The 25,142-nt window shown below is 47.5% G+C and carries 31 protein-coding genes, 2 tRNA genes and 3 rRNA genes; all 36 read right to left on the bottom strand.

The genetic code is table 11. The features are described from left to right. Positions 1 to 5 precede the first annotated feature (5 nt). Positions 6 to 1,205 carry a hydrolase gene (locus OM978_RS01490; protein WP_264344921.1) on the bottom strand — a complete coding sequence of 400 codons (1,200 nt, stop codon included), beginning with the start codon at positions 1,203 to 1,205 and terminating at the stop codon, positions 6 to 8. Positions 1,206 to 1,585: 380 nt separating this feature from the next. Further along, a 5S ribosomal RNA gene (gene rrf / locus OM978_RS01485) occupies positions 1,586 to 1,700 on the bottom strand. Positions 1,701 to 1,779: 79 nt separating this feature from the next. After that, positions 1,780 to 4,662 (bottom strand): 23S ribosomal RNA (locus tag OM978_RS01480). A 198-nt stretch (positions 4,663 to 4,860) separates the two neighbouring features. Continuing rightward, positions 4,861 to 4,936 (bottom strand) — tRNA-Ala (locus OM978_RS01475). Positions 4,937 to 4,992: 56 nt separating this feature from the next. Next, positions 4,993 to 5,069, bottom strand: a tRNA-Ile gene (locus OM978_RS01470). A gap of 86 nt (positions 5,070 to 5,155) precedes the next feature. Further along, positions 5,156 to 6,680: ribosomal RNA gene (locus OM978_RS01465) — 16S ribosomal RNA — on the bottom strand. The 16S, 23S and 5S rRNA genes sit together here with 2 tRNA genes alongside, the layout of an rRNA operon. Positions 6,681 to 7,930: 1,250 nt before the next feature. Then, positions 7,931 to 8,335 carry a 50S ribosomal protein L17 gene (rplQ, locus tag OM978_RS01460; RefSeq protein ID WP_008899095.1) on the bottom strand — a complete coding sequence of 135 codons (405 nt, stop codon included), beginning with the start codon at positions 8,333 to 8,335 and terminating at the stop codon, positions 7,931 to 7,933. Between the two features lie 39 nt (positions 8,336 to 8,374). Then, positions 8,375 to 9,364 carry a DNA-directed RNA polymerase subunit alpha gene (locus tag OM978_RS01455; protein ID WP_008899096.1) on the bottom strand — a complete coding sequence of 330 codons (990 nt, stop codon included), beginning with the start codon at positions 9,362 to 9,364 and terminating at the stop codon, positions 8,375 to 8,377. A gap of 27 nt (positions 9,365 to 9,391) precedes the next feature. Then, positions 9,392 to 10,012 carry a 30S ribosomal protein S4 gene (gene rpsD / locus OM978_RS01450; protein WP_264344916.1) on the bottom strand — a complete coding sequence of 207 codons (621 nt, stop codon included), beginning with the start codon at positions 10,010 to 10,012 and terminating at the stop codon, positions 9,392 to 9,394. A gap of 31 nt (positions 10,013 to 10,043) precedes the next feature. Then, positions 10,044 to 10,433, bottom strand: coding sequence for a 30S ribosomal protein S11 (gene rpsK / locus OM978_RS01445; protein ID WP_008899098.1), 390 nt, complete (start codon positions 10,431 to 10,433; stop codon positions 10,044 to 10,046). Positions 10,434 to 10,446: 13 nt separating this feature from the next. Next, positions 10,447 to 10,803, bottom strand: a complete 357-nt coding sequence (rpsM, locus tag OM978_RS01440) for a 30S ribosomal protein S13 (RefSeq protein WP_040555062.1) — start codon at positions 10,801 to 10,803, stop codon at positions 10,447 to 10,449. 136 nt (positions 10,804 to 10,939) lie between these two features. After that, positions 10,940 to 11,053 carry a 50S ribosomal protein L36 gene (rpmJ, locus tag OM978_RS01435; RefSeq protein ID WP_082335860.1) on the bottom strand — a complete coding sequence of 38 codons (114 nt, stop codon included), beginning with the start codon at positions 11,051 to 11,053 and terminating at the stop codon, positions 10,940 to 10,942. Between the two features lie 22 nt (positions 11,054 to 11,075). Then, positions 11,076 to 12,404 (bottom strand): preprotein translocase subunit SecY, encoded by a 1,329-nt coding sequence (secY, locus tag OM978_RS01430; RefSeq protein WP_147905534.1) that lies wholly within the window; start codon positions 12,402 to 12,404, stop codon positions 11,076 to 11,078. 15 nt (positions 12,405 to 12,419) lie between these two features. Further along, positions 12,420 to 12,854, bottom strand: coding sequence for a 50S ribosomal protein L15 (rplO, locus tag OM978_RS01425; RefSeq protein ID WP_127019518.1), 435 nt, complete (start codon positions 12,852 to 12,854; stop codon positions 12,420 to 12,422). Between the two features lie 3 nt (positions 12,855 to 12,857). Then, the gene (rpmD, locus tag OM978_RS01420; RefSeq protein WP_008899102.1) at positions 12,858 to 13,040 is read right to left on the bottom strand and encodes a 50S ribosomal protein L30; all 183 of its coding nucleotides are present in this window, start codon (positions 13,038 to 13,040) and stop codon (positions 12,858 to 12,860) included. Positions 13,041 to 13,046: 6 nt separating this feature from the next. Next, entirely contained in the window at positions 13,047 to 13,550 is a 504-nt protein-coding gene (gene rpsE, locus OM978_RS01415; RefSeq protein ID WP_264344905.1) for a 30S ribosomal protein S5, read from the bottom strand. Positions 13,551 to 13,559: 9 nt separating this feature from the next. Further along, positions 13,560 to 13,910: a 50S ribosomal protein L18 gene (rplR, locus tag OM978_RS01410; protein WP_053426072.1), complete on the bottom strand. Its 351-nt coding sequence runs from the start codon at positions 13,908 to 13,910 to the stop codon at positions 13,560 to 13,562. Between the two features lie 9 nt (positions 13,911 to 13,919). Next, a complete protein-coding gene (gene rplF / locus OM978_RS01405; protein ID WP_233010927.1) occupies positions 13,920 to 14,453 on the bottom strand; it encodes a 50S ribosomal protein L6 in 534 nt (177 codons plus the stop codon). 12 nt (positions 14,454 to 14,465) lie between these two features. Then, positions 14,466 to 14,858 carry a 30S ribosomal protein S8 gene (gene rpsH, locus OM978_RS01400; protein WP_233010929.1) on the bottom strand — a complete coding sequence of 131 codons (393 nt, stop codon included), beginning with the start codon at positions 14,856 to 14,858 and terminating at the stop codon, positions 14,466 to 14,468. Positions 14,859 to 14,878: 20 nt separating this feature from the next. Beyond that, positions 14,879 to 15,184 (bottom strand): 30S ribosomal protein S14, encoded by a 306-nt coding sequence (rpsN, locus tag OM978_RS01395; protein WP_127019513.1) that lies wholly within the window; start codon positions 15,182 to 15,184, stop codon positions 14,879 to 14,881. Positions 15,185 to 15,195: 11 nt separating this feature from the next. Further along, a complete protein-coding gene (gene rplE, locus OM978_RS01390; protein WP_127688206.1) occupies positions 15,196 to 15,735 on the bottom strand; it encodes a 50S ribosomal protein L5 in 540 nt (179 codons plus the stop codon). A 19-nt stretch (positions 15,736 to 15,754) separates the two neighbouring features. After that, positions 15,755 to 16,069 (bottom strand): 50S ribosomal protein L24, encoded by a 315-nt coding sequence (gene rplX / locus OM978_RS01385; RefSeq protein ID WP_008899109.1) that lies wholly within the window; start codon positions 16,067 to 16,069, stop codon positions 15,755 to 15,757. Positions 16,070 to 16,078: 9 nt separating this feature from the next. Continuing rightward, entirely contained in the window at positions 16,079 to 16,447 is a 369-nt protein-coding gene (rplN, locus tag OM978_RS01380; protein ID WP_127688204.1) for a 50S ribosomal protein L14, read from the bottom strand. A 175-nt stretch (positions 16,448 to 16,622) separates the two neighbouring features. After that, a complete protein-coding gene (rpsQ, locus tag OM978_RS01375) occupies positions 16,623 to 16,877 on the bottom strand; it encodes a 30S ribosomal protein S17 (protein WP_264344898.1) in 255 nt (84 codons plus the stop codon). Next, positions 16,877 to 17,068: a 50S ribosomal protein L29 gene (gene rpmC, locus OM978_RS01370; RefSeq protein WP_008899112.1), complete on the bottom strand. Its 192-nt coding sequence runs from the start codon at positions 17,066 to 17,068 to the stop codon at positions 16,877 to 16,879. The genes rpsQ and rpmC overlap by 1 nt, the downstream gene beginning before the upstream one ends. Further along, positions 17,068 to 17,481 carry a 50S ribosomal protein L16 gene (rplP, locus tag OM978_RS01365; RefSeq protein ID WP_127019509.1) on the bottom strand — a complete coding sequence of 138 codons (414 nt, stop codon included), beginning with the start codon at positions 17,479 to 17,481 and terminating at the stop codon, positions 17,068 to 17,070. The genes rpmC and rplP overlap by 1 nt, the downstream gene beginning before the upstream one ends. A gap of 12 nt (positions 17,482 to 17,493) precedes the next feature. Further along, a complete protein-coding gene (rpsC, locus tag OM978_RS01360) occupies positions 17,494 to 18,207 on the bottom strand; it encodes a 30S ribosomal protein S3 (protein WP_008899114.1) in 714 nt (237 codons plus the stop codon). Positions 18,208 to 18,216: 9 nt separating this feature from the next. Beyond that, positions 18,217 to 18,549 carry a 50S ribosomal protein L22 gene (rplV, locus tag OM978_RS01355; RefSeq protein ID WP_053426062.1) on the bottom strand — a complete coding sequence of 111 codons (333 nt, stop codon included), beginning with the start codon at positions 18,547 to 18,549 and terminating at the stop codon, positions 18,217 to 18,219. Between the two features lie 10 nt (positions 18,550 to 18,559). After that, on the bottom strand, positions 18,560 to 18,838 hold the full coding sequence (rpsS, locus tag OM978_RS01350; protein WP_053426061.1) for a 30S ribosomal protein S19: 279 nt from the start codon (positions 18,836 to 18,838) through the stop codon (positions 18,560 to 18,562). 19 nt (positions 18,839 to 18,857) lie between these two features. Further along, positions 18,858 to 19,682, bottom strand: a complete 825-nt coding sequence (rplB, locus tag OM978_RS01345; protein WP_127688202.1) for a 50S ribosomal protein L2 — start codon at positions 19,680 to 19,682, stop codon at positions 18,858 to 18,860. Between the two features lie 16 nt (positions 19,683 to 19,698). Beyond that, on the bottom strand, positions 19,699 to 20,001 hold the full coding sequence (rplW, locus tag OM978_RS01340; RefSeq protein WP_008899118.1) for a 50S ribosomal protein L23: 303 nt from the start codon (positions 19,999 to 20,001) through the stop codon (positions 19,699 to 19,701). Then, positions 19,998 to 20,603: a 50S ribosomal protein L4 gene (gene rplD, locus OM978_RS01335; RefSeq protein WP_008899119.1), complete on the bottom strand. Its 606-nt coding sequence runs from the start codon at positions 20,601 to 20,603 to the stop codon at positions 19,998 to 20,000. Before rplD ends, rplW begins: the two co-directional genes overlap by 4 nt. A 19-nt stretch (positions 20,604 to 20,622) precedes the next feature. Further along, positions 20,623 to 21,261 (bottom strand): 50S ribosomal protein L3, encoded by a 639-nt coding sequence (rplC, locus tag OM978_RS01330; protein WP_008899120.1) that lies wholly within the window; start codon positions 21,259 to 21,261, stop codon positions 20,623 to 20,625. Positions 21,262 to 21,290: 29 nt separating this feature from the next. Continuing rightward, positions 21,291 to 21,602, bottom strand: coding sequence for a 30S ribosomal protein S10 (gene rpsJ, locus OM978_RS01325; protein WP_008899121.1), 312 nt, complete (start codon positions 21,600 to 21,602; stop codon positions 21,291 to 21,293). 255 nt (positions 21,603 to 21,857) lie between these two features. Beyond that, positions 21,858 to 23,597 (bottom strand): acyl-CoA dehydrogenase family protein, encoded by a 1,740-nt coding sequence (locus OM978_RS01320; protein WP_264344885.1) that lies wholly within the window; start codon positions 23,595 to 23,597, stop codon positions 21,858 to 21,860. Between the two features lie 350 nt (positions 23,598 to 23,947). Continuing rightward, entirely contained in the window at positions 23,948 to 25,132 is a 1,185-nt protein-coding gene (gene tuf, locus OM978_RS01315; protein WP_264344863.1) for an elongation factor Tu, read from the bottom strand. Positions 25,133 to 25,142: the final 10 nt, after the last annotated feature.

The raw sequence follows: 25,142 nt of genomic DNA, 5'->3' as shown, positions 1-25,142 counted from the left end.
GCTTATCAAATAGCTTCCGGGATCTGGTTTCTGTGATAATCAATCAGGCTTAAAATTTCAGCCAAAGCGCCGGCATGATTTGGCGTTAAAATGCCGTTGTGACCAAAGATAATATCGTCTGACACAGCAAGTACCCAGACCGCTTGCATATTAGCATCATCACAACTCTGAATAGTACGACGTGCCTGCACCCGGGCGCGAATGCGCCAGCCTGAGCGGTTAAGCTGCATCATGCAACCTGGTATAGCGTCATGCTGGGCCAGACTACTATGCAGGTGGATAGGTGTCTCACAGTTGCCTCCGGCACACTTATCGATATCGTGAGTGATAGCCCAGGAATTCCCTACCGCCTGTTCACCATCTTTTAAGAAGTTAAAGGCTTCTTTTACCGCAAAGTCGCCTTTGGACTGCAATACCACCATGCTGGGCTTTTGCCTGTCGACGCTTAATAAAGTGTCGAGTGGCTTATACTCTTTGGCGGTTACAGCCGGGTTTAGCAGTAAATACAGATTCGGGTTGTCTTTACCAAGGTCTATGGCTTTTTTCACTCGAACCTTACTGGAATGCAAAGCTACTGAACCACCTAAACTATGACCAATAAAGATGTATCGCTTTAGCTGGCCTTGTTCGACTACAGCATCCAGTTTATCCAGTAACTGACTGACCCCTTGTTCACCAACCAGACGTGACACTCTTTTGCGTTGAAAAATGGTAGGAAAATCCAGAGGTTCCATCCAGCCTTCTGCTTTATAAGATTCGTCTAGCCAGAGTGGATCGTATTTATCCCCACGCCAGCCTAAATACAGACCGATCAGGTTTCTCTGTGGTGCTACTTGCTGTAATTCTTTGATATAGGTTTGAAAAGCAACGAAGTTTGAATCTGTGGGTGCGGCATTCTGATGCCAGCCATGCACAAAAATCACCAACTCTGCAGTGGCAGAATCTGGCTTTTTAATACGATCAAACAAAGCCTGCTGTTGCTTTAAGTCATGAGGTTGACCTTCGTCGTTAAATTCAACGACATGGAAATTGCTGTTTGCAGTATTTTCATCCGGGAAATGGTACTGCTGATCAGGAATAGGTGTGACAAAAGTGGAGACCAGGACCAAGGTTAACAACATCAATGGTGTTAATTTCAACCATGAACGCCAGCCAAGCCGGATCATTCTGAACCAAAGGTACTGTAACGCGCGAACTAAAATCAAACCACACCCAAAACTGCTGTAAAAACGGGCTGCATTATAGCCAAATAGGGGGGTAAAAGGTAGGTGGAATTGGCGTGGGTGTTGTTGAACTGAGGTAATTGTTGGTTAGTTTAAAAGCGGATTGGTTCTGAATTCTGGTGCGGCGAACTACATTATTGCGGGCGGTGAGGCGACAGCAGGGCGTCTTGTCCGCCTTGCGGTGAACTACTTTGCTCACCCCATCCGTGGGGTTCGTCCCTGCGGGACCCGCCGTTGGCGGTCCAAATTGGCTCCCGGCCAATTTGTCGCATGGGGAATGCCGTGCTCGAATGGTCCACCACTAAATTCGCATAAAGCAAAAAGGCCCAGTCTTTCGACTGGGCCTTCTGGCTTAATTGGGAGCCTGGCGGTGAACTACTCTCGCATGGCATCTGCCACACTACCATCGTCGCGGCTGCGTTTCACTTCTGAGTTCGGAATGGAGTCAGGTGGTTCCACAGCGCTATTGCCACCAGGCAAAAACTGTTTTTAGGTCTTTAACAAGCAAGCTAGATAGAATTCTTTTCACACCACACACAAACACCTTGGGCGTTGTATGGTTAAGCCTCTCGGGCAATTAGTATGAGTTAGCTTAACGTGTCACCACGCTTCCACACCTCACCTATCAACGTTGTGGTCTCCAACGACCCTTATGTGTACTCAAGGTACAAGGGATGACTCATCTCTTGGCCGGCTTCCCGCTTAGATGCTTTCAGCGGTTATCCGTTCCGAACGTAGCTACCGGGCAGTGCCATTGGCATGACAACCCGAACACCAGCGGTTCGTTCATTCCGGTCCTCTCGTACTAGGAACAACTCCAATCAATCATCCAACGCCCACGGCAGATAGGGACCGAACTGTCTCACGACGTTCTAAACCCAGCTCGCGTACCACTTTAAATGGCGAACAGCCATACCCTTGGGACCGACTTCAGCCCCAGGATGTGATGAGCCGACATCGAGGTGCCAAACACCGCCGTCGATATGAACTCTTGGGCGGTATCAGCCTGTTATCCCCGGAGTACCTTTTATCCGTTGAGCGATGGCCCTTCCATACAGAACCACCGGATCACTAAGACCTACTTTCGTACCTGCTCGACGTGTCTGTCTCGCAGTTAAGCTGGCTTCTGCCTTTGCACTAACCGTACGATGTCCGACCGTACTTAGCCAACCTTCGTGCTCCTCCGTTACTCTTTAGGAGGAGACCGCCCCAGTCAAACTACCCACCAGACACTGTCCGCAACCCCGATTAGGGGCCTACGTTAGAACATCAAACATACAAGGGTGGTATTTCAAGGACGACTCCATCACGACTGGCGTCGCAACTTCAATGTCTCCCACCTATCCTACACATGTAGGGTCAATGTTCAGTGCCAAGCTATAGTAAAGGTTCACGGGGTCTTTCCGTCTAGCCGCGGGTATACGGCATCTTCACCGCAATTTCAATTTCACTGAGTCTCTGGTGGAGACAGCCTGGCCATCATTACACCATTCGTGCAGGTCGGAACTTACCCGACAAGGAATTTCGCTACCTTAGGACCGTTATAGTTACGGCCGCCGTTTACCGGGGCTTCGATCAAGAGCTTCGCTTGCGCTAACCCCATCAATTAACCTTCCGGCACCGGGCAGGTGTCACACCCTATACGTCCTCTTACGAGTTTGCAGAGTGCTGTGTTTTTAATAAACAGTTGCAGCCAGCTGGTCACTGCGACTCTCACGTGCTTACGGAGCAAGTCCTTCACACACAAGAGCGTACCTTCTCCCGAAGTTACGGTACTATTTTGCCTAGTTCCTTCACCAGAGTTCTCTCAAGCGCCTTGGTATGCTCTACCTGACCACCTGTGTCGGTTTCGAGTACGGTCGACAATACCTGAAGCTTAGAGGCTTTTCCTGGAAGCGTAGCGTCAACAGCTTCACCACCGTAGTGGCTCGTCTCGTGTCTCAGAATATAGGGAACCGGATTTGCCTAATCCCCCTTCCTACGCACTTTCACATGGACTACCAACGCCATGCCTGCCTAGCTTTCTCCGTCCCCCCATCGCAGTATTGTCGGTACGGGAATATTAACCCGTTTCCCATCGACTACGCATTTCTGCCTCGCCTTAGGGGCCGACTTACCCTACCCTGATTAGCATGGGATAGGAACCCTTGGTCTTCCGGCGGGGAAGTTTTTCACTCCCCTTATCGTTACTTATGTCAGCATTCGCACTTCTGATACCTCCAGCACCCCTCACGAGATACCTTCAACGGCTTACAGAACGCTCCTCTACCACTTGCACATAGTGCAAGTCCACAGCTTCGGTGCATGGTTTAGCCCCGTTACATCTTCCGCGCAGACCGACTCGACTAGTGAGCTATTACGCTTTCTTTAAAGGGTGGCTGCTTCTAAGCCAACCTCCTAGCTGTCTATGCCTTTCCACATCGTTTTCCACTTAACCATGACTTTGGGACCTTAGCTGGTGGTCTGGGTTGTTTCCCTTTTCACGGCGGACGTTAGCACCCGTCGTGTGTCTCCCGAGTAGTACTCATTGGTATTCGGAGTTTGCAAAGGGTTGGTAAGTCGGGATGACCCCCTAGCCTTAACAGTGCTCTACCCCCAATGGTATTCGCTCGAGGCGCTACCTAAATAGCTTTCGAGGAGAACCAGATATCTCCGAGCTTGATTAGCCTTTCACTCCGATCCACAAGTCATCCCCAAATTTTTCAACATTTGTGGGTTCGGTCCTCCAGTTAGTGTTACCCAACCTTCAACCTGCTCATGGATAGATCGCCCGGTTTCGGGTCTACACCCTGCAACTATTCGCCCAGTTAAGACTCGGTTTCCCTACGGCTCCCCTATTCGGTTAACCTCGCTACAGAATGTAAGTCGCTGACCCATTATACAAAAGGTACGCAGTCACCCCACGAAGGGGCTCCCACTGCTTGTACGTACACGGTTTCAGGTTCTATTTCACTCCCCTAACAGGGGTTCTTTTCGCCTTTCCCTCACGGTACTGGTTCACTATCGGTCAGTCAGGAGTATTTAGCCTTGGAGGATGGTCCCCCCATGTTCAAACAGGATACCACGTGTCCCGTCCTACTCGTTTTCATTGATAAAGCCTTTTCGTGTACGGGGCTATCACCCTGTATCGCCGCACTTTCCAGAGCGTTCCACTAACTCTTTATCAACTTAAGGGCTAGCCCCCGTTCGCTCGCCGCTACTAAGGGGATCTCGGTTGATTTCTTTTCCTCGGGGTACTTAGATGTTTCAGTTCTCCCGGTTCGCCTCGTATGACTATGTATTCATCATACGATACCTGATAAATCAGGTGGGTTTCCCCATTCGGACATCTGTGAGTCTAACGTCTCTTACCGACTTCTCACAGCTTTTCGCAGGTTAGCACGTCCTTCATCGCCTCTGACTGCCAAGGCATCCACCGTGTACGCTTAGTCACTTAACCATACAACCCCAAAATGTCTGGAATTGAAGGTGTGATAAGGTTCACAAATAAATATTGTTACCTTGTTTTCTTTCTATCAGCTTGCCAATTTGTTAAAGAGCACTTCGAGCATAAAGCTCAAAGAGAAATACTTCATACCGAAGAACTTGTCTTTGAGTTTTCAAACAGTAATTTTACTTTCAGAATATTCTTAAGTAATGGTGGAGTTAAGCGGGATCGAACCGCTGACCTCCTGCGTGCAAGGCAGGCGCTCTCCCAGCTGAGCTATAACCCCATTTGGGATATTCGGTCATTCGTTTTACATTCGCCGTAACGAAGCATAAAGCGAATTGGTTGGTCTGAGTAGACTCGAACTACCGACCTCACCCTTATCAGGGGTGCGCTCTAACCACCTGAGCTACAGACCAGCCGTAACCGCAATGGTTCTTACTGTTTGCTCTACGTATCAATCAATCATCTGTGTGGACACTACACGAACTAAATCTGCTTTAGGTAAGGAGGTGATCCAACCCCAGGTTCCCCTAGGGTTACCTTGTTACGACTTCACCCCAGTCATGAATCACAAAGTGGTAAGCGCCCTCCCGAAGGTTAAGCTACCTACTTCTTTTGCAACCCACTCCCATGGTGTGACGGGCGGTGTGTACAAGGCCCGGGAACGTATTCACCGCAACATTCTGATTTGCGATTACTAGCGATTCCGACTTCACGCAGTCGAGTTGCAGACTGCGATCCGGACTACGATACGCTTTAAGAGATCCGCTCACTGTCGCCAGCTTGCCTCCCTCTGTACGTACCATTGTAGCACGTGTGTAGCCCTACTCGTAAGGGCCATGATGACTTGACGTCGTCCCCACCTTCCTCCGGTTTATCACCGGCAGTCTCCCTAGAGTTCCCGACTTAACTCGCTGGCAACTAAGGATAGGGGTTGCGCTCGTTGCGGGACTTAACCCAACATTTCACAACACGAGCTGACGACAGCCATGCAGCACCTGTCTTACGGTTCCCGAAGGCACAACCGCATCTCTGCAGTCTTCCGTAGATGTCAAGAGTAGGTAAGGTTCTTCGCGTTGCGTCGAATTAAACCACATGCTCCACCGCTTGTGCGGGCCCCCGTCAATTCATTTGAGTTTTAATCTTGCGACCGTACTCCCCAGGCGGTCTACTTAGTGCGTTAGCTGCGCTACTCACAGTACAAGACCACGAACAGCTAGTAGACATCGTTTACGGCGTGGACTACCAGGGTATCTAATCCTGTTTGCTCCCCACGCTTTCGCACCTCAGCGTCAGTATTGTGCCAGGGGGCCGCCTTCGCCACTGGTATTCCTCCAAATCTCTACGCATTTCACCGCTACACTTGGAATTCTACCCCCCTCTCACATACTCTAGTTAGCCAGTTTTGAATGCAATTCCCAGGTTGAGCCCGGGGCTTTCACATCCAACTTAACTAACCGCCTACGTGCGCTTTACGCCCAGTAATTCCGATTAACGCTTGCACCCTCTGTATTACCGCGGCTGCTGGCACAGAGTTAGCCGGTGCTTCTTCTGCGAGTAACGTCAAAAATTGCAGCTATTAACTACAATCCCTTCCTCCTCGCTGAAAGTGCTTTACAACCCGAAGGCCTTCTTCACACACGCGGCATGGCTGGATCAGGCTTGCGCCCATTGTCCAATATTCCCCACTGCTGCCTCCCGTAGGAGTCTGGACCGTGTCTCAGTTCCAGTGTGGCTGATCATCCTCTCAAACCAGCTAGAGATCGTCGCCTTGGTGAGCCATTACCTCACCAACTAGCTAATCCCACGTAGGCGCATCCGATAGCATGTGGCCCGAAGGTCCCACACTTTGGTCCGTAGACATTATGCGGTATTAACAGTCGTTTCCAACTGGTATCCCCCTCTATCGGGCAGCTTCCTACGCATTACTCACCCGTCCGCCGCTAGGTCCGAAAACCCCGCTCGACTTGCATGTGTTAAGCCTGCCGCCAGCGTTCAATCTGAGCCATGATCAAACTCTTCAATTAAAGTTTAATTTGCCACCGAAGTAGCTGCTCAGTATCACTGACTTAAAACATCTATCCTTTCGGACAGAGTATCTGTTAGTCACTTCACTGATATATATTCTTTGTGCGATTGCTCGCTGCAGAATCTAAACCGTGAGTGCCCACACAGATGATTGATTGCTTATTGTTAAAGAGCAGTGCTTCATTTTACTGAAGCGAAAGTTGTTTATAATCAACAACTTTCAGAATCTTTAGCAGCTGACTATTTCACTTTGGAAACCGTCTTCGCTGTCGATGGAGCGCATTATAGAGATCTGAGAGTAAGCCGCAAGATCTTTTTTGATAAAAGCTGTTCGACCGCTTAGTTTTTAACCGGATCCGGTTTTTATGCTTATTTCACGTACAAAACCTGCTCAAAAAACGGATCCTTCACTGGATCCTGACGATCGATACCTGAAGTTTATCCACTGGCGGATCTACTCATTTGCGCTGATCTCTATTTTGCCACTACTTTCTCCATGCTGTCGTACATCCGATGAAAGGATCGGCTTGCTCTTTATATAGAAGACAATGGAAAACCCGAAACCATAGTACGAGCCCACATTCTAAGCCTGCGGATCCAGCTGATCAGGTATAAGGTTAAAGTGAGGCCTGGACGACCTTATCTAAGAAAGATCTGAGCTAGAAGATTGAAGGACGGAAAATACCTTTGTAGGTATGCGAATGAATACAAGCGCAGCTAAGAGAATAGATCCTCTGAATATTAGTTCAGGTAATGAAGGACTAAGCTCCTTATATAGCTTGCAACAATAAAGGCATGAGGTTCGTAGCACCAGAATGATCCGATCTTACGCCAGTAGCGCAGGCTCGTCGCATTTGTTAAACCACCACCGGACTAGCACTGACTACCAAGAGCTCTGCCGGGGAAGGTCTGATTTCCAAGTTAGCACAGAATTACGGTTGAAGACCTGAGCTCAGCAATAGAGATAAACTACTTTCGCTTCTTTAGAGCTCTGATACTACAGACGGAATCTCAACATGGATTAAGCAAATATGGCTTTGAAAAGGAGCTATCAGCAGCTAAAGGCGTAAAGATGGAAAGTTTCGGAGGAACACTCAAAAACGAGCTGGTGGCAACAGTTGTAAAGGGCGAAAGTACTTTAAACCTGCGCATGGTGTAAATACGGCAGAAAAAAGCAGGCTAATTTCTGGACGGGTCAGTAGCATAAAAAAAGGCCAGCTTGCGCTGGCCTTTTTATTTGGAGTATTACTTACTCAGCTGCTGTTTCTTCAGCTGGTAATGCAGCGCCGGCCACTTCTGGACGGTCTACTAACTCGATGTAAGCCATTGGTGCGTTGTCGCCAGCACGGAAGCCACACTTCAGAATACGAGTGTAACCACCTGGACGGGCGTTATAACGTGGACCTAACACGTTAAATAACAAACCAACTACTTCTTTATCACGTGTACGAGCAAAAGCTAAACGGCGGTTTGCAACGCTATCATTTTTCGCCAGTGTAATCAGAGGTTCGATTACGCGACGTAACTCTTTTGCTTTTGGCAGAGTCGTTTTGATGATTTCGTGCTTCACCAACGAGCTAGCCATGTTGCGGAACATAGCAGTACGGTGACTGCTGTTCCGGTTTAACTGACGACCACTCTTGCGATGGCGCATGATCTATTCCTTCTTACTAAACCAGGAACTGGAATCTGGTTAGTCTTTATTTACCAAACTTGCTGGAGGCCAGTTTTCCAGGCGCATGCCTAAGGATAAACCGCGTGAAGCCAACACGTCTTTGATTTCGGTAAGCGACTTTTTACCAAGGTTTGGCGTTTTCAGCAACTCAACCTCAGTACGTTGTACCAGATCACCGATGTACTGTATCTGCTCTGCTTTTAAGCAGTTAGCAGAACGAACTGTTAATTCTAAATCATCGACTGGACGTAACAGAATCGGATCAAACTCCGGCTTCTCTTCACGTTTTTCTGGCTCGCTCTTGTCGCGTAATTCTACGAAGAATTCCAGCTGTTCAGCTAAAATAGTCGCAGCACGACGAATTGCTTCCTCTGGCTCTACTGTGCCATTGGTTTCCATGTCGATAACTAGTTTGTCCAGGTCAGTACGCTGTTCTACACGAGCAGCTTCAACTGAGTAGGCTATACGCTCTACCGGGCTGAAAGATGCGTCCAGTAACAGACGACCAATTGGACGTTCGTCATCCTCTGAGGATACGCGGGCCGAAGCAGGAACATAACCACGACCACGTTCAACTTTCAGGCGCATACTGAATTCAGTTTCGCCAGTCAGGTTGCATATTACGTGCTCTGGGTTAACGATCACTACACCGTCACCACGCTGGATATCACCAGCAGTTACAGGGCCAGCACCTTTCTTAGTTAAAGTCAGAGTGACTTCGTCTTTGTCTTCCAAGCGGACGGCTAAACCTTTCAGGTTCAGTAAAATATCAATGATATCTTCCTGAACACCTTCTTTGGCGCTGTACTCATGAAGAACGCCGTCGATCTCTACTTCAGTCACTGCACAACCTGGCATAGACGAAAGTAAAATACGACGCAACGCGTTGCCCAAGGTATGCCCGAAACCGCGCTCAAGTGGTTCCAAAGTAACTTTGGCACGAGTTGGGTTGATTTTTTCGATACCAACTAATCTCGGCTTAAGGAATTCGGTGACAGAACCCTGCATTTTATCCTCTCTTAAGAAAACGCCCTACTACTTAGAGTAAAGCTCGACGATTAACTGTTCGTTGATGTCTGCAGACAAGTCTGAACGCTCTGGAACACGTTTGAAAACGCCTTCCATTTTCTTGGAATCGATTTCGATCCAAGTTGGTTTTTCGCGTTGTTCAGAAATCTCTAAAGCAGCAACGATACGCGCTTGCTTCTTCGCTTTCTCACGAACAGCGATGACTTGATCAGGTGACACAGCGTAAGATGGGATGTTTACCACAGCGCCATTAATCATAATAGCTTTGTGGCTAACTAACTGACGTGCTTCTGCACGCGTGCTAGCTAAACCCATGCGATAAACCACGTTGTCTAAACGGCCTTCAAGTAACTGAAGTAAGTTTTCGCCAGTGTTACCTTTCAAACGAGCAGCTTCTTTGTAATAGTTACGGAACTGCTTCTCTAATACGCCATAAATACGACGTACTTTTTGTTTTTCGCGTAATTGTAAACCGTAGTCTGATAAACGACCGCGACGAGCGCCGTGCTGACCAGGAGCAGTAGTTAAATTACACTTTGAATCAATTGCTCTAACGCCGCTTTTCAGGAACAAATCTGTCCCTTCGCGACGACTTAACTTGAGCTTAGGACCCAAATATCTTGCCATCTTCTTTCTCCAATAATCCTAGAAGCGCTTGTTACACGCGACGTTTTTTCGGTGGACGGCAACCATTGTGTGGAATTGGCGTCACGTCGGTGATATTTGTAATGCGGTAGCCAGCTGCGTTCAGAGCACGAATCGCTGATTCGCGGCCTGGGCCTGGACCATTTACAAACACTTCAAGGTTCTTCAGACCATATTCTAACGCGGCAGTACCAGCACGTTCAGCAGCAACCTGTGCAGCAAACGGCGTAGACTTACGCGAACCACGGAAACCAGAACCACCAGCAGTTGCCCAGCAAAGAGCGTTACCCTGGCGATCAGTGATCGTGACGATGGTGTTGTTGAAAGAGGCATGGATATGAGCCATACCGTCAGAAACTTGCTTTTTTACTCTTTTACGAGTACGAACTGGTGCTTTAGCCATGTTTTACCCCGTCCTATTTCTTAATAGCTTTGCGTGGGCCCTTGCGGGTACGCGCATTAGTTTTAGTGCGCTGACCACGAACAGGCAGACTACGACGGTGGCGTAAACCACGGTAACAACCCAGGTCCATTAAACGTTTAATGTTTAATGTAATCTCACGACGTAAGTCACCTTCAACAGTGTACTTACCTACTTCGTCACGAAGAGAGTCAAGCTCTGCGTCAGACAAAGAAGAGATTTTGCGAGTTTCTTCAATTCCCACTGCAGCTAAAATAGCTTTAGAGCGGGTTTTACCGATACCAAAAACATACGTCAAAGAGATGACAGCATGTTTATTATCGGGGATGTTAATGCCAGCGATACGGGCCACTAACGTTCTCCTATAAAAGATTAAAAGGGTGCCGATTTGAAAAGCCCGTAAGGATACTCAAACGGCGGCCATATTGCAACAATAAGTCGGGGCTAGACAAAAAAGTCTAGCCCTGACCTATAATTTTTTTCTGCTGTTAGCCTTGACGTTGCTTGTGCTTAGGCTCTACACAAATTACACGCACAACATTGTTGCGCTTGATAACTTTGCAGTTACGGCAGATCTTCTTAACGGAAGCTCGTACTTTCATGACTTAACTCCGCAAAATTACCTTAACGGCCGTAGCCCTTAAGATTTGCCTTTTTAAGTACCGACTCATACTGATGAGACATCAGATGGGTTTGTACCTGTGCCATAAAGTCCATAATAACCACTACGATAATCAGTAAAGATGTACCGCCGAAGTAGAATTGCACATTCCATGCAACCATCATGAACTCAGGAACCAAACAGATAAAGGTGATATACGCCGCGCCAGCTAAGGTTAAACGTGTCATTACTTTATCAATGTATTTAGATGTCTGCTCACCAGGACGAATACCAGGGATGAAGGCACCAGACTTTTTCAGGTTGTCAGCTGTATCACGTGGGTTAAATACCAACGCGGTATAGAAGAAACAGAAAAAGATGATCGCAGCAGCATATAAAACCATATACAGCGGCTGACCCGGAGATAAGGTTAACGCCACTTCCTGCAGGAAGTTAGCAACCATACCTTCGCCTGACCCAAACCAACTGGCAATTGTACCAGGGAACAGGATTATGCTTGAAGCAAAGATTGGTGGTATTACACCAGCCATGTTGACCTTCAGAGGTAAGTGACTGCTTTGAGCAGCAAATACCTGACGGCCTTGTTGGCGTTTGGCGTAATTAACCACAATGCGACGTTGACCACGTTCGAAGAAAACTACGAACCAGGTAACCGCAACAACAATGGCTCCAATCGCTAATAAAAGCAAAAAGTGCAAATCGCCTTGACGTGCCTGCTCAATCGTCTGGCCAATGGCAGACGGGAAGCCAGCAACAATACCGGTGAAAATCAGCAACGAAATACCATTACCAATACCACGTTCAGTAATTTGCTCACCTAACCACATTAAAAACATGGTACCGGTGACCAAACTGATCACAGCAGTGATTGTAAAACCTAAACCTGGGTTTACTACTAAACCCGGCATCAGGTTTGGCAAACCGGTAGAAATACCGATCGCCTGGACTATTGCCAATCCTAAGGTACCGTAACGTGTATACTGATTGATTTTACGCTTGCCTGCCTCGCCTTCCTTCTTCAATTCAGCCAGCGTGGGGTGAACCACGGTTAACAGCTGAACAATAATAGAAGCAGAAATATAAGGCATAATGCCAAGTGCAAATACAGATGCACGCTCAAGGGCGCCACCGCTGAACATGTTAAACATTTCAACGATGGTGCCTTTTTGTTGCTCGAATAATTGAGCCAGCACGGCGGCGTCAATTCCAGGAATTGGCACAAATGAACCTAATCGAAAAACGATTATGGCCAAAAGTACGAACAACAGACGGGCTTTCAGCTCGCTGAAGCCGCCTTTTGCACTTTTTGTATCCGAACCTGGTTTTGCCATCGCGTACTATCCTTATTATTCTTCGACTTTGCCGCCAGCGGCTTCAATCGCAGCACGCGCACCTTTAGTCACGCTTAAGCCTTTAACTGTTATTGGACGAGTAATCTCACCTGATAACACAACTTTAGCGAACTTAACGATACGAGAGATGATATTAGCTTCCATCAGGCTTGCTAAATCAGCTACATCACCAGCTACGGCTGTCAGCTCGTGTAAACGAACTTCAGCAGATACTAAGCCTTTACGTGATGTAAAACCGAACTTAGGCAGACGTTGTTTCAGAGGCATTTGACCGCCTTCGAAACCTGGACGTACTTTACCGCCTGAGCGAGATTTCAAACCTTTGTGACCACGGCCACCAGTCTTGCCTAAGCCAGAACCGATACCACGACCTAAACGGCGTTTCTCTTTTTTAGCACCTGGTGCAGGAGATAACGTATTTAAAAACATTTATTACTCCTCCACTTTAACCATGTAATACACAGTGTTGATCATACCGCGCACTGAAGGTGTATCTTCCAGTGTTACAGTGTGACCGATACGGCGTAAGCCTAAACCAACTAAAGTCGCTTTATGCTTCGGTAAACGACCGATGCCTGACTTAATTTGGGTTACTGTTACAGTCTTTTTAGACATGGCGAATTACCCCAGAATGTCGTCAACGCGTAAGCCACGCTTCGCAGCAACCTGAGCAGGCGATTTGATCGCTTCCAGGGCGTTGATAGTAGCGCGAACTACGTTGATTGGGTTGGTTGAGCCGTAGCATTTAGACAGAACGTTCTGTACACCTGCTACTTCTAACACTGCGCGCATTGCACCACCGGCTATGATACCAGTACCTTCAGACGCCGGTTGCATATACACGTTGGAACCAGCGTGCACACCTTTTACCGGGTGATGAAGAGTGTTACCGTTTAACTCAACTTGAGTCATGTTACGACGAGCTTTTTCCATTGCTTTTTGAATAGCAGCTGGTACTTCACGCGCTTTACCGTAACCGAAACCGATACGACCATTACCGTCACCAACTACTGTTAAAGCGGTGAAGGAGAAAATCCGGCCACCTTTAACAACTTTGGAAACACGGTTAACAGCAACCAGCTTCTCTTGTAAATCAGATTGTTGTTTAGCTTCTACGTTAGCCATGATCTACTCCTAGAATTGAAGACCGGCTTCACGCGCCGCATCAGCTAATGCCTGTACACGACCGTGATACTGGAAACCGCTACGGTCAAAAGCACATTTACTGATGCCTTTAGCCACTGCACGTTCAGCAATCGCTTTACCTACAGCTTTAGCAGCGTCGATATTACCGGTGTACTTCAATGATTCACGGATTGAAGCTTCAACAGTGGAAGCAGCAACAATCACTTCAGCATTTGGTGCGATAAGCTGGGCGTAAATGTGACGTGGTGTACGATGTACAACCAGGCGGTTCGCACCTTGTTCGATAATTGTTCTGCGAACGCGTTTAGCGCGGCGCAGACGAGCAAGTTTCTTATCCATCGTCCTACCCTACTTTTTCTTCGCTTCTTTACGACGCACGTTTTCGTTAGCGTAGCGAACACCTTTGCCTTTGTAAGGCTCTGGTTTACGGTACGCGCGGATGTTTGCAGCAACTTGACCAACTAATTGCTTGTCAGAACCTTTCACCAACACTTCTGTTTGAGAAGGGGTTTCGATCGTGATACCAGCTGGGATCTCGAAAGCAACCGGGTGAGAAAAGCCTAAGCTCAGGTTTAAAACCTTGCCTTCTGCTTTTGCACGGTAACCAACACCAACCAATTCCAGCTTCTGAGTGTAACCTTCGGTTACGCCAGTCACTAAATTGTTGATCAACGCGCGAGCGGTACCCGCTTGTGCGTCAGCGTTTGCGATGCCGTCACGAGGATTCGTACGCAGTACGTTACCTTCAATAACAACTTCGACTGCAGGGTTAACGTTCAACGTTAACTCGCCATTTTTACCCTTTACTGTCAGGTTTTGGCCATTCAGTGTAATTGTTACACCTGCAGGAACCGTGACGGGGGCCTTAGCAACACGAGACATAGTTACCCTCCGTTACGCTACATAGCCGATGATTTCACCACCGATACCAACCTTGCGCGCGGCACGGTCAGTCATTAGCCCTTTAGATGTAGAAATAATAGCTACACCTAAACCACCCATTACTTTTGGTAACTCGCCACGTTTCTTATAGATACGCAGACCTGGACGGCTAACACGATCGATAGTTTCAATTACTGATTTGCCCTGGAAATACTTTAATGTAACTTCCAGCTCTGCCTTAACATCAGCAGATACAACGAAATCTTCGATGTAACCTTCGTCTTTTAATACTTTCGCGATGGCAACCTTCATTTTTGAAGATGGCATCTTAACCGCAAACTTTTTGGCAGCTTGGCCGTTGCGGATGCGAGTAAACATATCCGCTACTGGATCTTGCATGCTCATAGCTGTTACTCCCGTGATTCTTACCAGCTAGCCTTACGAAGGCCAGGAATTTCACCGCGCATCGCTGCTTCACGTACCTTGATCCGGCTCATGCCGAATTTACGAAGATAACCGTGAGGACGACCTGTTACACGACAACGATTACGTTGACGCGAAGGGCTTGAATCACGCGGTAACGACTGCAACTTCAGAACTGCTGCCCAACGGTCTTCGTCAGAAGTCGTCGGATTTGCAATCAGATCTCTCAGTGCATGACGTTGCTCAGCGTATTTGGCTACCAGTACTGCACGCTTTGCTTCGCGCGCTTTCATTGATTGTTTTGCCATGACCCTACACCTTATTTCTTGAATGGGAAGTTAAACGCGGCAAGTAATGCACGCCCTTCATCATCAGTACGAGCCGTAGTAGTGATAGTGATATCTAAACCACGTACCGCATCTACTTTGTCGTAATCGATTTCAGGGAATATGATTTGCTCACGAACGCCCATGCTGTAGTTACCACGGCCGTCAAACGACTTAGGATTCACACCGCGGAAATCGCGGATACGAGGAATAGCAATAGATACTAAACGCTCTAAGAAATCCCACATACGTTCGCCACGCAGTGTAACTTTTGCACCAATAGGGTAGCCTTCACGGATTTTGAAACCAGCTACTGATTTACGAGCCTTAGTAACCAATGGCTTTTGGCCAGAGATAGCAGTTAAATCTGCTACTGCGTTATCAAGGATCTTCTTATCAGCTACTGCTTCACCCACACCCATGTTCAGTGTGATTTTAACAATCCGAGGGACTTGCATGACGCTCGTGTAGCCGAACTGTTTAAACAGTTCTGGAACTACGGTGTCTTTATAAATTTCATGCAGTTTCGCCATCGTATTACTCCAATAGCAATTAAATTACTTCGTTATTCGATTTGAAGAAGCGAACTTTCTTGCCATCTTCAAAACGGAAACCTACACGATCAGCCTTTCCAGTTTTTGGATTGAAGATCGCTACATTTGAAACGTGAATTGAGGCTTCTTTCTCAACGATGCCACCTGGGGTGTTCAACGCTGGGATTGGCTTCTGGTGTTTCTTGACAAAGTTAATGCCAGAAACATACACACGGTCTTCAGCAACTAACACTTTCAGAACCTTGCCAGTTTTGCCTTTGTCCTTACCAGTAAGAACAACAACCTCATCATCACGACGGATTTTATTAGCCATTGTGACTCCTTACAGTACTTCTGGGGCCAGGGAAACGATCTTCATGAACTTATCGCCACGAAGTTCGCGCGTTACCGGTCCAAAAATACGTGTACCGATCGGTTCCAGCTTGTTGTTTAACAACACTGCTGCATTGCGATCAAAACGGATTACTGACCCGTCCTGACGGCGTACGCCTTTGCGTGTACGCACCACCACAGCATTCAGAACGTCACCTTTTTTGACCTTACCGCGAGGAATTGCTTCCTTAACGGTGATCTTGATAACGTCACCAATTGCTGCATAACGGCGATGCGAACCACCTAAGACCTTAATACACATTACGCTGCGCGCGCCGCTGTTGTCTGCGACTTCCAGCATAGATTGCATCTGGATCATCTTAGTGCTCCGCTATTCCACTACTATAACCCTCTCGGGTTACGCTGCTTTCGACTATAAACTACCCCCAACAAAAGGGCGCGTGATTATAACAGCACTTTTGTACAAATGGTAGCCTTTAGTCGAACGAGAAAAAAACGGCCCCGAAGGGCCGTTTTCGCTTACATCTTAATCATTAAGATGCAGATTCGACAACGGAAACCAGAGTCCATGACTTAGTCTTGGACAGAGGACGACATTCGCGAATAGTCACTATGTCACCTTCTTTACACTGGTTTGCTTCGTCATGTACGTGCAGTTTGGTAGTACGTGTGATGAATTTCCCATAGATTGGGTGCTTCACGTGACGTTCGATAGCAACAGTAATAGACTTGTCCATTTTGTTGCTGATCACTTTACCTTGCAGGGTACGGGTGTTTATTTCGCTCATTAGGCACCTGCCTTCTCGGTTAAGATAGTCTTAACACGCGCGATATCGCGACGCACTTGCTTTAACAAATGAGTCTGAGCCAGCTGACCTGTAGCTGCTTGCATGCGCAGATTGAACTGCTCACGTAATAAGCCCAGTAATTCAGCGTTTAACTCTTCAACGCTTTTTACTTTCAGTTCGCTTGCTTTCATTACAATACCGTCCGCGTTACAAAGGTTGTCTTAAATGGAAGTTTGGCTGAAGCCAATGCAAACGCATGACGAGCCAGTTCTTCCGACACACCGTCCATTTCATACAGGACTTTGCCAGGTTTAATCTGGCAAACCCAATATTCCACGCTACCTTTACCACTACCCATACGAACTTCGAGTGGTTTTTCCGTCATTGGTTTGTCCGGGAACACGCGGATCCAGATTTTACCAACACGTTTAACGGCACGAGTCATGGCACGACGTGCAGATTCGATTTGACGTGAAGTCATTTGACCACGTTCAACTGCTTTAAGTGCATAAGTACCGAAGCTGACTTTATCGCCTACCAGCGCTAAGCCACGGTTACGTCCTTTGTGCACTTTACGAAATTTAGTACGTTTTGGTTGCAACATCGCTCAATACTCCTACTTAGCCTTGCGAGGAGCCGGTTTTTTCGGCGCCTTAGGCTGTTTGTCGTTGTTGGCGTTCGCGTTGTTGTTCAATGGCATAGCTCCTAAGATCTCGCCTTTGAAAATCCAAACTTTCACACCAATGATACCGTAAGTAGTTAAAGCTTCTGATGTTGAGTAATCGATATCAGCACGCAGAGTGTGCAGTGGCACACGGCCTTCACGATACCATTCATCACGAGCAATCTCAGCACCGCCTAAACGGCCGCTGACCTGAACTTTGATACCTTTAGCGCCTAAACGCATAGCGTTCTGTACCGCACGCTTCATAGCGCGACGGAACATTACACGGCGTTCCAGCTGGCTGCTGATTGAGTCAGCAACTAATTTGGCATCTAATTCCGGCTTACGGATTTCAGAAATATTGATCTGAGCAGGCACACCAGCGATAGTCGCTACGGCTTTGCGCAGTTTCTCAACGTCTTCACCTTTTTTACCGATGATCACGCCTGGACGAGCAGTGTGAATAGTCACACGGATGCTTTTCGCAGGACGTTCAATATCGATCCGGCTTACTGAAGCGGCTTTCAGTTCTTTTGTCAGATACTGACGAACTTTAAAGTCACCAACCAGGAAGTCCGGGAAGTCTTTTGTATTCGCGTACCAGGTTGAGCTCCAAGGCTTAGTGATACCTAGGCGAATACCAGTAGGATGTACTTTCTGTCCCATTTCTCACTCCTAGTTATCAGCTACAACCACAGTAATGTGGCTGGTACGCTTGACGATACGGTCAGCACGGCCTTTAGCACGTGGCTTAATCCGCTTCATTGACGGACCTTCGTCAACAAACACAGTTTTCACTTTTAAAGTGTCGATATCGGCACCTTCGTTGTGTTCTGCGTTCGCAATGGCTGATAAAAGAACCTTTTTAACTAACTCAGCCGCTTTTTTAGGGCTGTAAGTTAAAACATTCAACGCCTTATCAACTGACAGACCGCGGATTTGGTCAGCGACCAAACGGGCTTTCTGTGCAGAAGAACGGGCAAATTTGTGTTTAGCTAATGCTTCCATTATTTACCCCTTAGCGCTTCTTGGCCTTTTTGTCGGCTGCGTGACCACGGTAAGTACGAGTAGGTGAGAACTCACCTAACTTGTGACCGACCATCTCTTCTGAGACAAGTACTGGTACATGCTGACGACCATTATGGACAGCGATGGTCAAACCGATCATTTGTGGAATGATCATTGAACGACGGCTCCAAGTCTTAATTGGCTTCTTGTCACCGCTTTCCAACGCTTTCTCTACCTTCTTCAACAAGTGAAGGTCGATAAATGGACCTTTCTTGAGAGAACGTGGCATGGCAATTCCTCACATTAAATTATTTGTCACGACGACGGACAATGAACTTGTCAGTACGCTTGTTCGAACGGGTTTTGTAACCTTTGGTCGGAACGCCCCATGGAGTAACAGGGTGACGTCCACCTGAAGTTTTACCTTCACCACCACCGTGAGGGTGGTCAACCGGGTTCATTACCACACCACGCACTGTTGGGCGGATACCGCGCCAACGCATCGCACCGGCTTTACCGTATTGACGCAGCATGTGTTCGGCGTTGCCGATCTCGCCGATAGTTGCACGGCAGTCAGCCAGAACTTTGCGCATTTCACCACTGCGTAAACGCAGAGTAACGTACGCGCCGTCACGCGCCAGGATCTGGGCGAATGCACCAGCTGAACGCATTAATTGGCCGCCTTTACCAGGCTTCAATTCGACGTTGTGGACGATTTGGCCCACTGGGATGTTGCGCAGTGGCATAGTATTACCAGATTTAATTGGTGAATCTAAGCCTGACTGTACTGTATCACCCGCTTTTAAGCCTTTTGGTGCCAGGATGTAACGACGCTCGCCGTCTGCATACAACACCAGAGCGATGTTAGCAGTACGGTTTGGATCGTATTCCAGACGCTCAACTTTAGCAGGGATACCATCTTTATTACGTTTAAAATCAACCAGACGGTAGTGTTGCTTATGACCACCACCGATATGGCGAGTAGTAATACGACCGTGGTTGTTACGACCACCAGTTTTAGTATTCTTCTCTAACAAAGGAGCATAAGGCTTGCCTTTGTGCAGGTCAGGGTTCACGACTTTTAAGACGTGACGACGACCAGGTGACGTAGGTTTACACTTTACAAGTGCCATTTCCTAACTCCTCTAATTACTCAGCGCCGCCAACAAAATCAAGTTCGCTGCCTTCTTTAAGAGTAACGTAAGCTTTTTTCCAATCGCTACGTTGACCAGTACGCATACCAGTGCGCTTAGTCTTACCCTTAACGTTAACAGTGCGAACACCAACAACTTCTACTTCAAATAATTTTTGAACAGCAGCTTTGATGTCAGCTTTAGTAGCAGTAGTAGCTACTTTGAACACGATAGTGTTGTTGGTTTCTGCCGCAATGGTGCTCTTTTCAGACACGTGCGGAGCCAGAATCACTTTCAGTAAACGTTCTTCACGGATCATGCTAGCATCTCCTCGATTTGTTTAACTGCAGCAGCAGTCATTACAACTTTGTCGAAGGCGATTAAGCTGACTGGGTCGATACCGTGAACATCACGTACGTCAACCTTGTACAGGTTGCGTGCAGATAAGAACAGGTTTTCGTCAACTTCGTCAGTCACGATTAAAACGTCTTTCAGTTCCATCGCTTTTAACTTAGCTGTTAGTTCTTTCGTTTTCGGAGTTTCAACAACAAAGTTTTCAACTACGATTAAACGTTCTTGACGAACTAATTCAGACAAAATGCTCATGATCGCGCCACGATACATCTTTCTGTTTACTTTTTGGCTGTGATCTTGTGGCTTAGCCGCAAACGTCACACCACCGCCACGCCATATTGGGCTACGGATTGTACCAGCACGGGCACGACCTGTACCCTTCTGGCGCCATGGCTTCTTACCGCCACCGCGTACTTCTGAACGTGTCAGTTGAGCACGTGTACCTTGACGGGCACCAGCTGCATAAGCAACTACTACCTGGTGTACCAATGCTTCGTTGAACTCACGTCCAAAGGTAGCTTCGGAAACTTCAAGAACGCCTTTAGCGTCTCTTAATGCTAATTCCATCACTCATCTCCTCCAGACGTTAGCCTTTGACAGCAGGTTTAACAATCACATCACCACCGATAGCACCAGGGACAGCGCCCTTCACTAACAGGATGTTGCGTGCTGCGTCTACACGTACAACTTCCAGAGACTGGACTGTTACACGCTCGGCACCCATGTGTCCGGCCATTTTTTTACCTTTGAATACTTTACCTGGTGATTGGTTTTGACCAATCGAACCTGGTGCACGGTGAGATAAAGAGTTACCGTGAGTCATATCCTGAGTACGGAAATTCCAGCGCTTTACAGTACCGGCAAAACCTTTACCTTTTGATGTACCGACGACATCAACTTTTTTCGTCTCTGCGAAAACTTCAACAGTAATCTCGCTACCAACAGTGATGTCAGCACCTTCGTTATCTTGCAGGCGGAATTCCCACAGACCACGACCAGCTTCAACACCAGCTTTTGCAAACTGACCAGCGTCTGGTTTGTTCAGGCGAGAAGCCTTCACTGTGCCAGCAGTCACTTGCAATGCGCTATAGCCATGAACGTCTTGCGTTTTAATGGCAGTAACGCGGTTTGGTGTTGCTTCGATTACGGTTACTGGGATTGATACGCCATCTTCAGTGAAGATGCGAGTCATGCCCACTTTACGACCGATTAGACCGATAGCCATATCCTAAACCTCTCTAAAAACCTGTCTGATTAGCCCAGGCTGATTTGAACGTCAACGCCAGCAGGCAGATCTAAACGCATCAGAGCATCAACAGTCTTTTCTGTTGGTTCAACGATGTCGATTAAACGCTTGTGGGTACGGATTTCGTACTGGTCACGTGCATCTTTATTCACGTGAGGAGAAATCAATACAGTGAAACGTTCCTGGCGAGTCGGAAGTGGGATAGGACCACGAACCTGCGCGCCCGTACGCTTAGCTGTGTCAACGATTTCCATAGTTGACTGATCGATCAAACGGTGATCGAACGCTTTCAGACGGATGCGAATCCTTTGATTACTCATAAACCAAAGCCTCAAAGAGCAAAAAGAGCAAAATAAAACAGAAGCTTTCTGACCCACCAATAGATGGAAGAATGCCCCTGCACCAATGTAACGTTTGCTCCCCAATCGGGAGCACTGTTGTCGTTAACCAATTCAATTGCTGGTTAACCGCCTGCCAAAATTATGGCTGGCCGCGCATTATACTCAACTGATTGAGAAAGACAACCCCTGCTGAATAATTAAACAGCAGGGGCGTACTTTATGATCAGAAGGCGATCAGAACAGCTTTGGTTCTGCGGATGACAACTCTGCAGGAAACTGCTCAATCAGGCTGAACAGGCTTTCAGTACGGGGTAAGACTCGGCTGTAGTAAAACTTCGCTTTAAGTTGTTTGGACTGGATAAAGTCTTCACGGTGTTTTGCGTTATCTAGCGCAGCTTCCATCTTATGCCACATAAAGGCGTAGAGCAGATAGCCGGTTAAATCCAGATAGTCATTCGCTACCCAGGATAGGAGTTCTGGTTGAGCCTTAGCTCGCTCTAACAAAGATAGTGTTGCTGATTCAAAACGCTCTGCAGCTAAATTGATTTGTTTGCTCGCTGAACCAGCCAAGCCTGCCTTTAACTCACGCATCAGGTCTAACAATACAGCGCCTTGATCCGATGCCACTTTACGTAACATAAAGTCAGCCGCCTGAATGCCGTTAGTACCTTCGTAGATTTGAGCGATACGGACGTCCCTGACCAGTTGCTCCATACCCCACTCACGGATATAACCATGACCACCAAATACCTGCTGAGCTGTAACACAGGCATCCAGTCCTCTATCCGTCATAAAGGCTTTAGTCACAGGTGTCAGTAAATTAGCTCGCGCCTGTGCCTTGGCATCATCAGCAAACTTGGCTTGATCCAATAAATGCCCGACATAAACACTAAAGGCCCTGCCCGCTTCATTGATACTGCTGATATTCAGCAACATACGTTTCACATCCGCATGACCAATAATAGGATCGGCTTTATTGCCATCTTTAGTTACTGTTCTACCTTGTAAACGGTCATTGGCGTAGGCCAGTGCATTCTGGTAAGCGCGCTCCGCTGCACCTAAACCCTGACTACCCATGGCCAGACGTTCATAGTTCATCATGGTGAACATACAAGCCAGTCCTTTATGCGGCTCACCAATCAGATAGCCTTCGGCACCTTCAAAGTTCATTACACAAGTGGCCGAACCGTGAATACCCATCTTATGTTCAACTGAACTACAAATCAGGCTATTTCGCTCACCTAAGTTGCCATTGGCATCCACTTTAAACTTAGGCACCAAGAATAAAGAAATTCCGCGGCTGCCAGCTGGCGCATCCGGCAACTTAGCCAGCACTAAATGAATAATGTTTTCTGTCAGGTCGTGCTCACCTGCTGTAATAAAGATTTTTTCGCCGCTGATACGATAGCTGCCATCACCCGTAGGTTCGGCTTTGCTGCGCATCATACCTAAGTCAGAGCCGGCATGAGATTCAGTCAAACACATAGTACCGGACCATTCACCGCTATATAACTTCGGCAGATACAAAGCTTTAGTGGCTTCATCGGCATGTTGTAACAGAGCTACACAAGCCCCTGATGTCAGGCCTGGGTATAAAGAAAAAGCGATATCAGCGCTACACATCATCTCGTCATACAAACCAGACAGACTTTTAGGCATGCCCATGCCACCGTACTCTGGATCGCCAGACAAACCAGTCCAGCCGCCTTCACACAACAACTGATAACATTCTTTATAATGAGATGGAGTCGTTACTTCACCAGAAACACAAGATACGCCTTGCTCGTCCGCAGCGGCGGCCAAAGGTGCGATTTTTTCGGCGGTGATTTTTGCAGCCTCCTCCAGAATGGCAGCGGCAGTATCGGCATCAATCAGTTCAGCTAACTCAGTTTGCTGCTGCCAAAACTGTTGAACTTGCCAGACATCAAATAGTTGAAAGGACATATCGCCCAGCGGCGCCTGATACTGACTCACAATAACTCTCCTTGAAAAACCCTAATGGTCGGATGAGTTAGTTCTAGCATGTTCATCAAGCAAATTCAAACAAACGTTTGAATTACCGGCAGAGATCCTGATTTGGTTTGTATACGTGGCGTGACGACAGCATTTCATTTACTACAGTGGGGGAAATAAAAAAATTGCCTGAAACAATTTTCACTCATATCGTCCATGATATTCGCCTACGGCAGCTAAAGCTGTGAAAAACAGCTGTCCTGCTGTTTTTTTAACATCGGAGCGCAGCGACGATGGCCCGGCAGGGTTGATTCCATGGATTGGAATCAATAAAAAAGGGCCCCTAAGGGCCCTTATTCAAGTATTGGTTATTACACCAGTACTTTAGATACTACACCAGCACCTACTGTGCGGCCACCTTCACGGATGGCGAAGCGTAAACCTTCGTCCATCGCGATTGGGTTGATCAGTTCAACAACAAACTTCAGGTTGTCGCCTGGCATTACCATCTCTACGCCTTCTGGCAGTTCTACTGAACCAGTTACGTCTGTAGTACGGAAGTAGAACTGTGGACGGTAACCTTTGAAGAATGGAGTATGACGACCACCTTCTTCTTTCGATAATACGTACACTTCACCTTCGAACTTGGTGTGTGGCTTGATTGAACCTGGTTTTGCTAATACCTGACCACGTTCTACGTCTTCACGTTTAGTACCACGTAACAGCGCGCCGATGTTCTCGCCTGCACGACCTTCGTCTAACAGTTTACGGAACATTTCAACACCAGTACAAGTAGTGGTCACTGTGTCTTTCAGACCAACGATTTCTACTGACTCGCCTACTTTTACGATACCTTGCTCTACACGGCCTGTTACTACAGTACCACGACCAGCAATTGAGAATACGTCTTCGATTGGCATGATGAATGGCTTATCAATCGCACGTACTGGCTCTGGAATGTAAGAATCTAAAGCTGCTGCCAGCTCAAGGATTTTTGGTTCCCATGCTGCATCGCCTTCCAGACCTTTTAAAGCTGAACCACGGATTACCGGCAGGTCATCACCTGGGAAATCGTAGTCTGACAGAAGTTCACGAACTTCCATCTCCACCAGCTCTAACAGCTCTTCGTCATCAACCATGTCACATTTGTTCATGAATACAACGATGAAAGGTACACCTACCTGACGAGATAACAGGATGTGCTCACGAGTCTGTGGCATTGGGCCGTCAGTCGCTGCAACTACCAGGATTGCGCCGTCCATCTGAGCAGCACCAGTGATCATGTTCTTCACATAGTCAGCGTGGCCTGGGCAGTCTACGTGGGCGTAGTGACGTGATGGTGTATCGTATTCAACGTGAGAAGTGTTGATCGTGATACCACGAGCTTTCTCTTCTGGCGCTTTGTCGATTTGATCGAAAGCGAATGCCTGACCACCGTAGTGCTTGGCCAGTACGTTAGTGATAGCAGCAGTTAAAGTAGTTTTACCGTGGTCAACGTGACCGATGGTGCCTACGTTAACGTGCGGTTTATTACGTTCAAATTTAGCCTTAGCCATTTTAATTACC

The organism is Rheinheimera sp. MM224 (assembly GCF_947090785.1).
Lineage (GTDB): Bacteria > Pseudomonadota > Gammaproteobacteria > Enterobacterales > Alteromonadaceae > Pararheinheimera.
The sequence above is the reverse complement of the archived record's forward strand: the minus strand, read 5'-3'. Positions and strand labels throughout refer to the sequence as shown.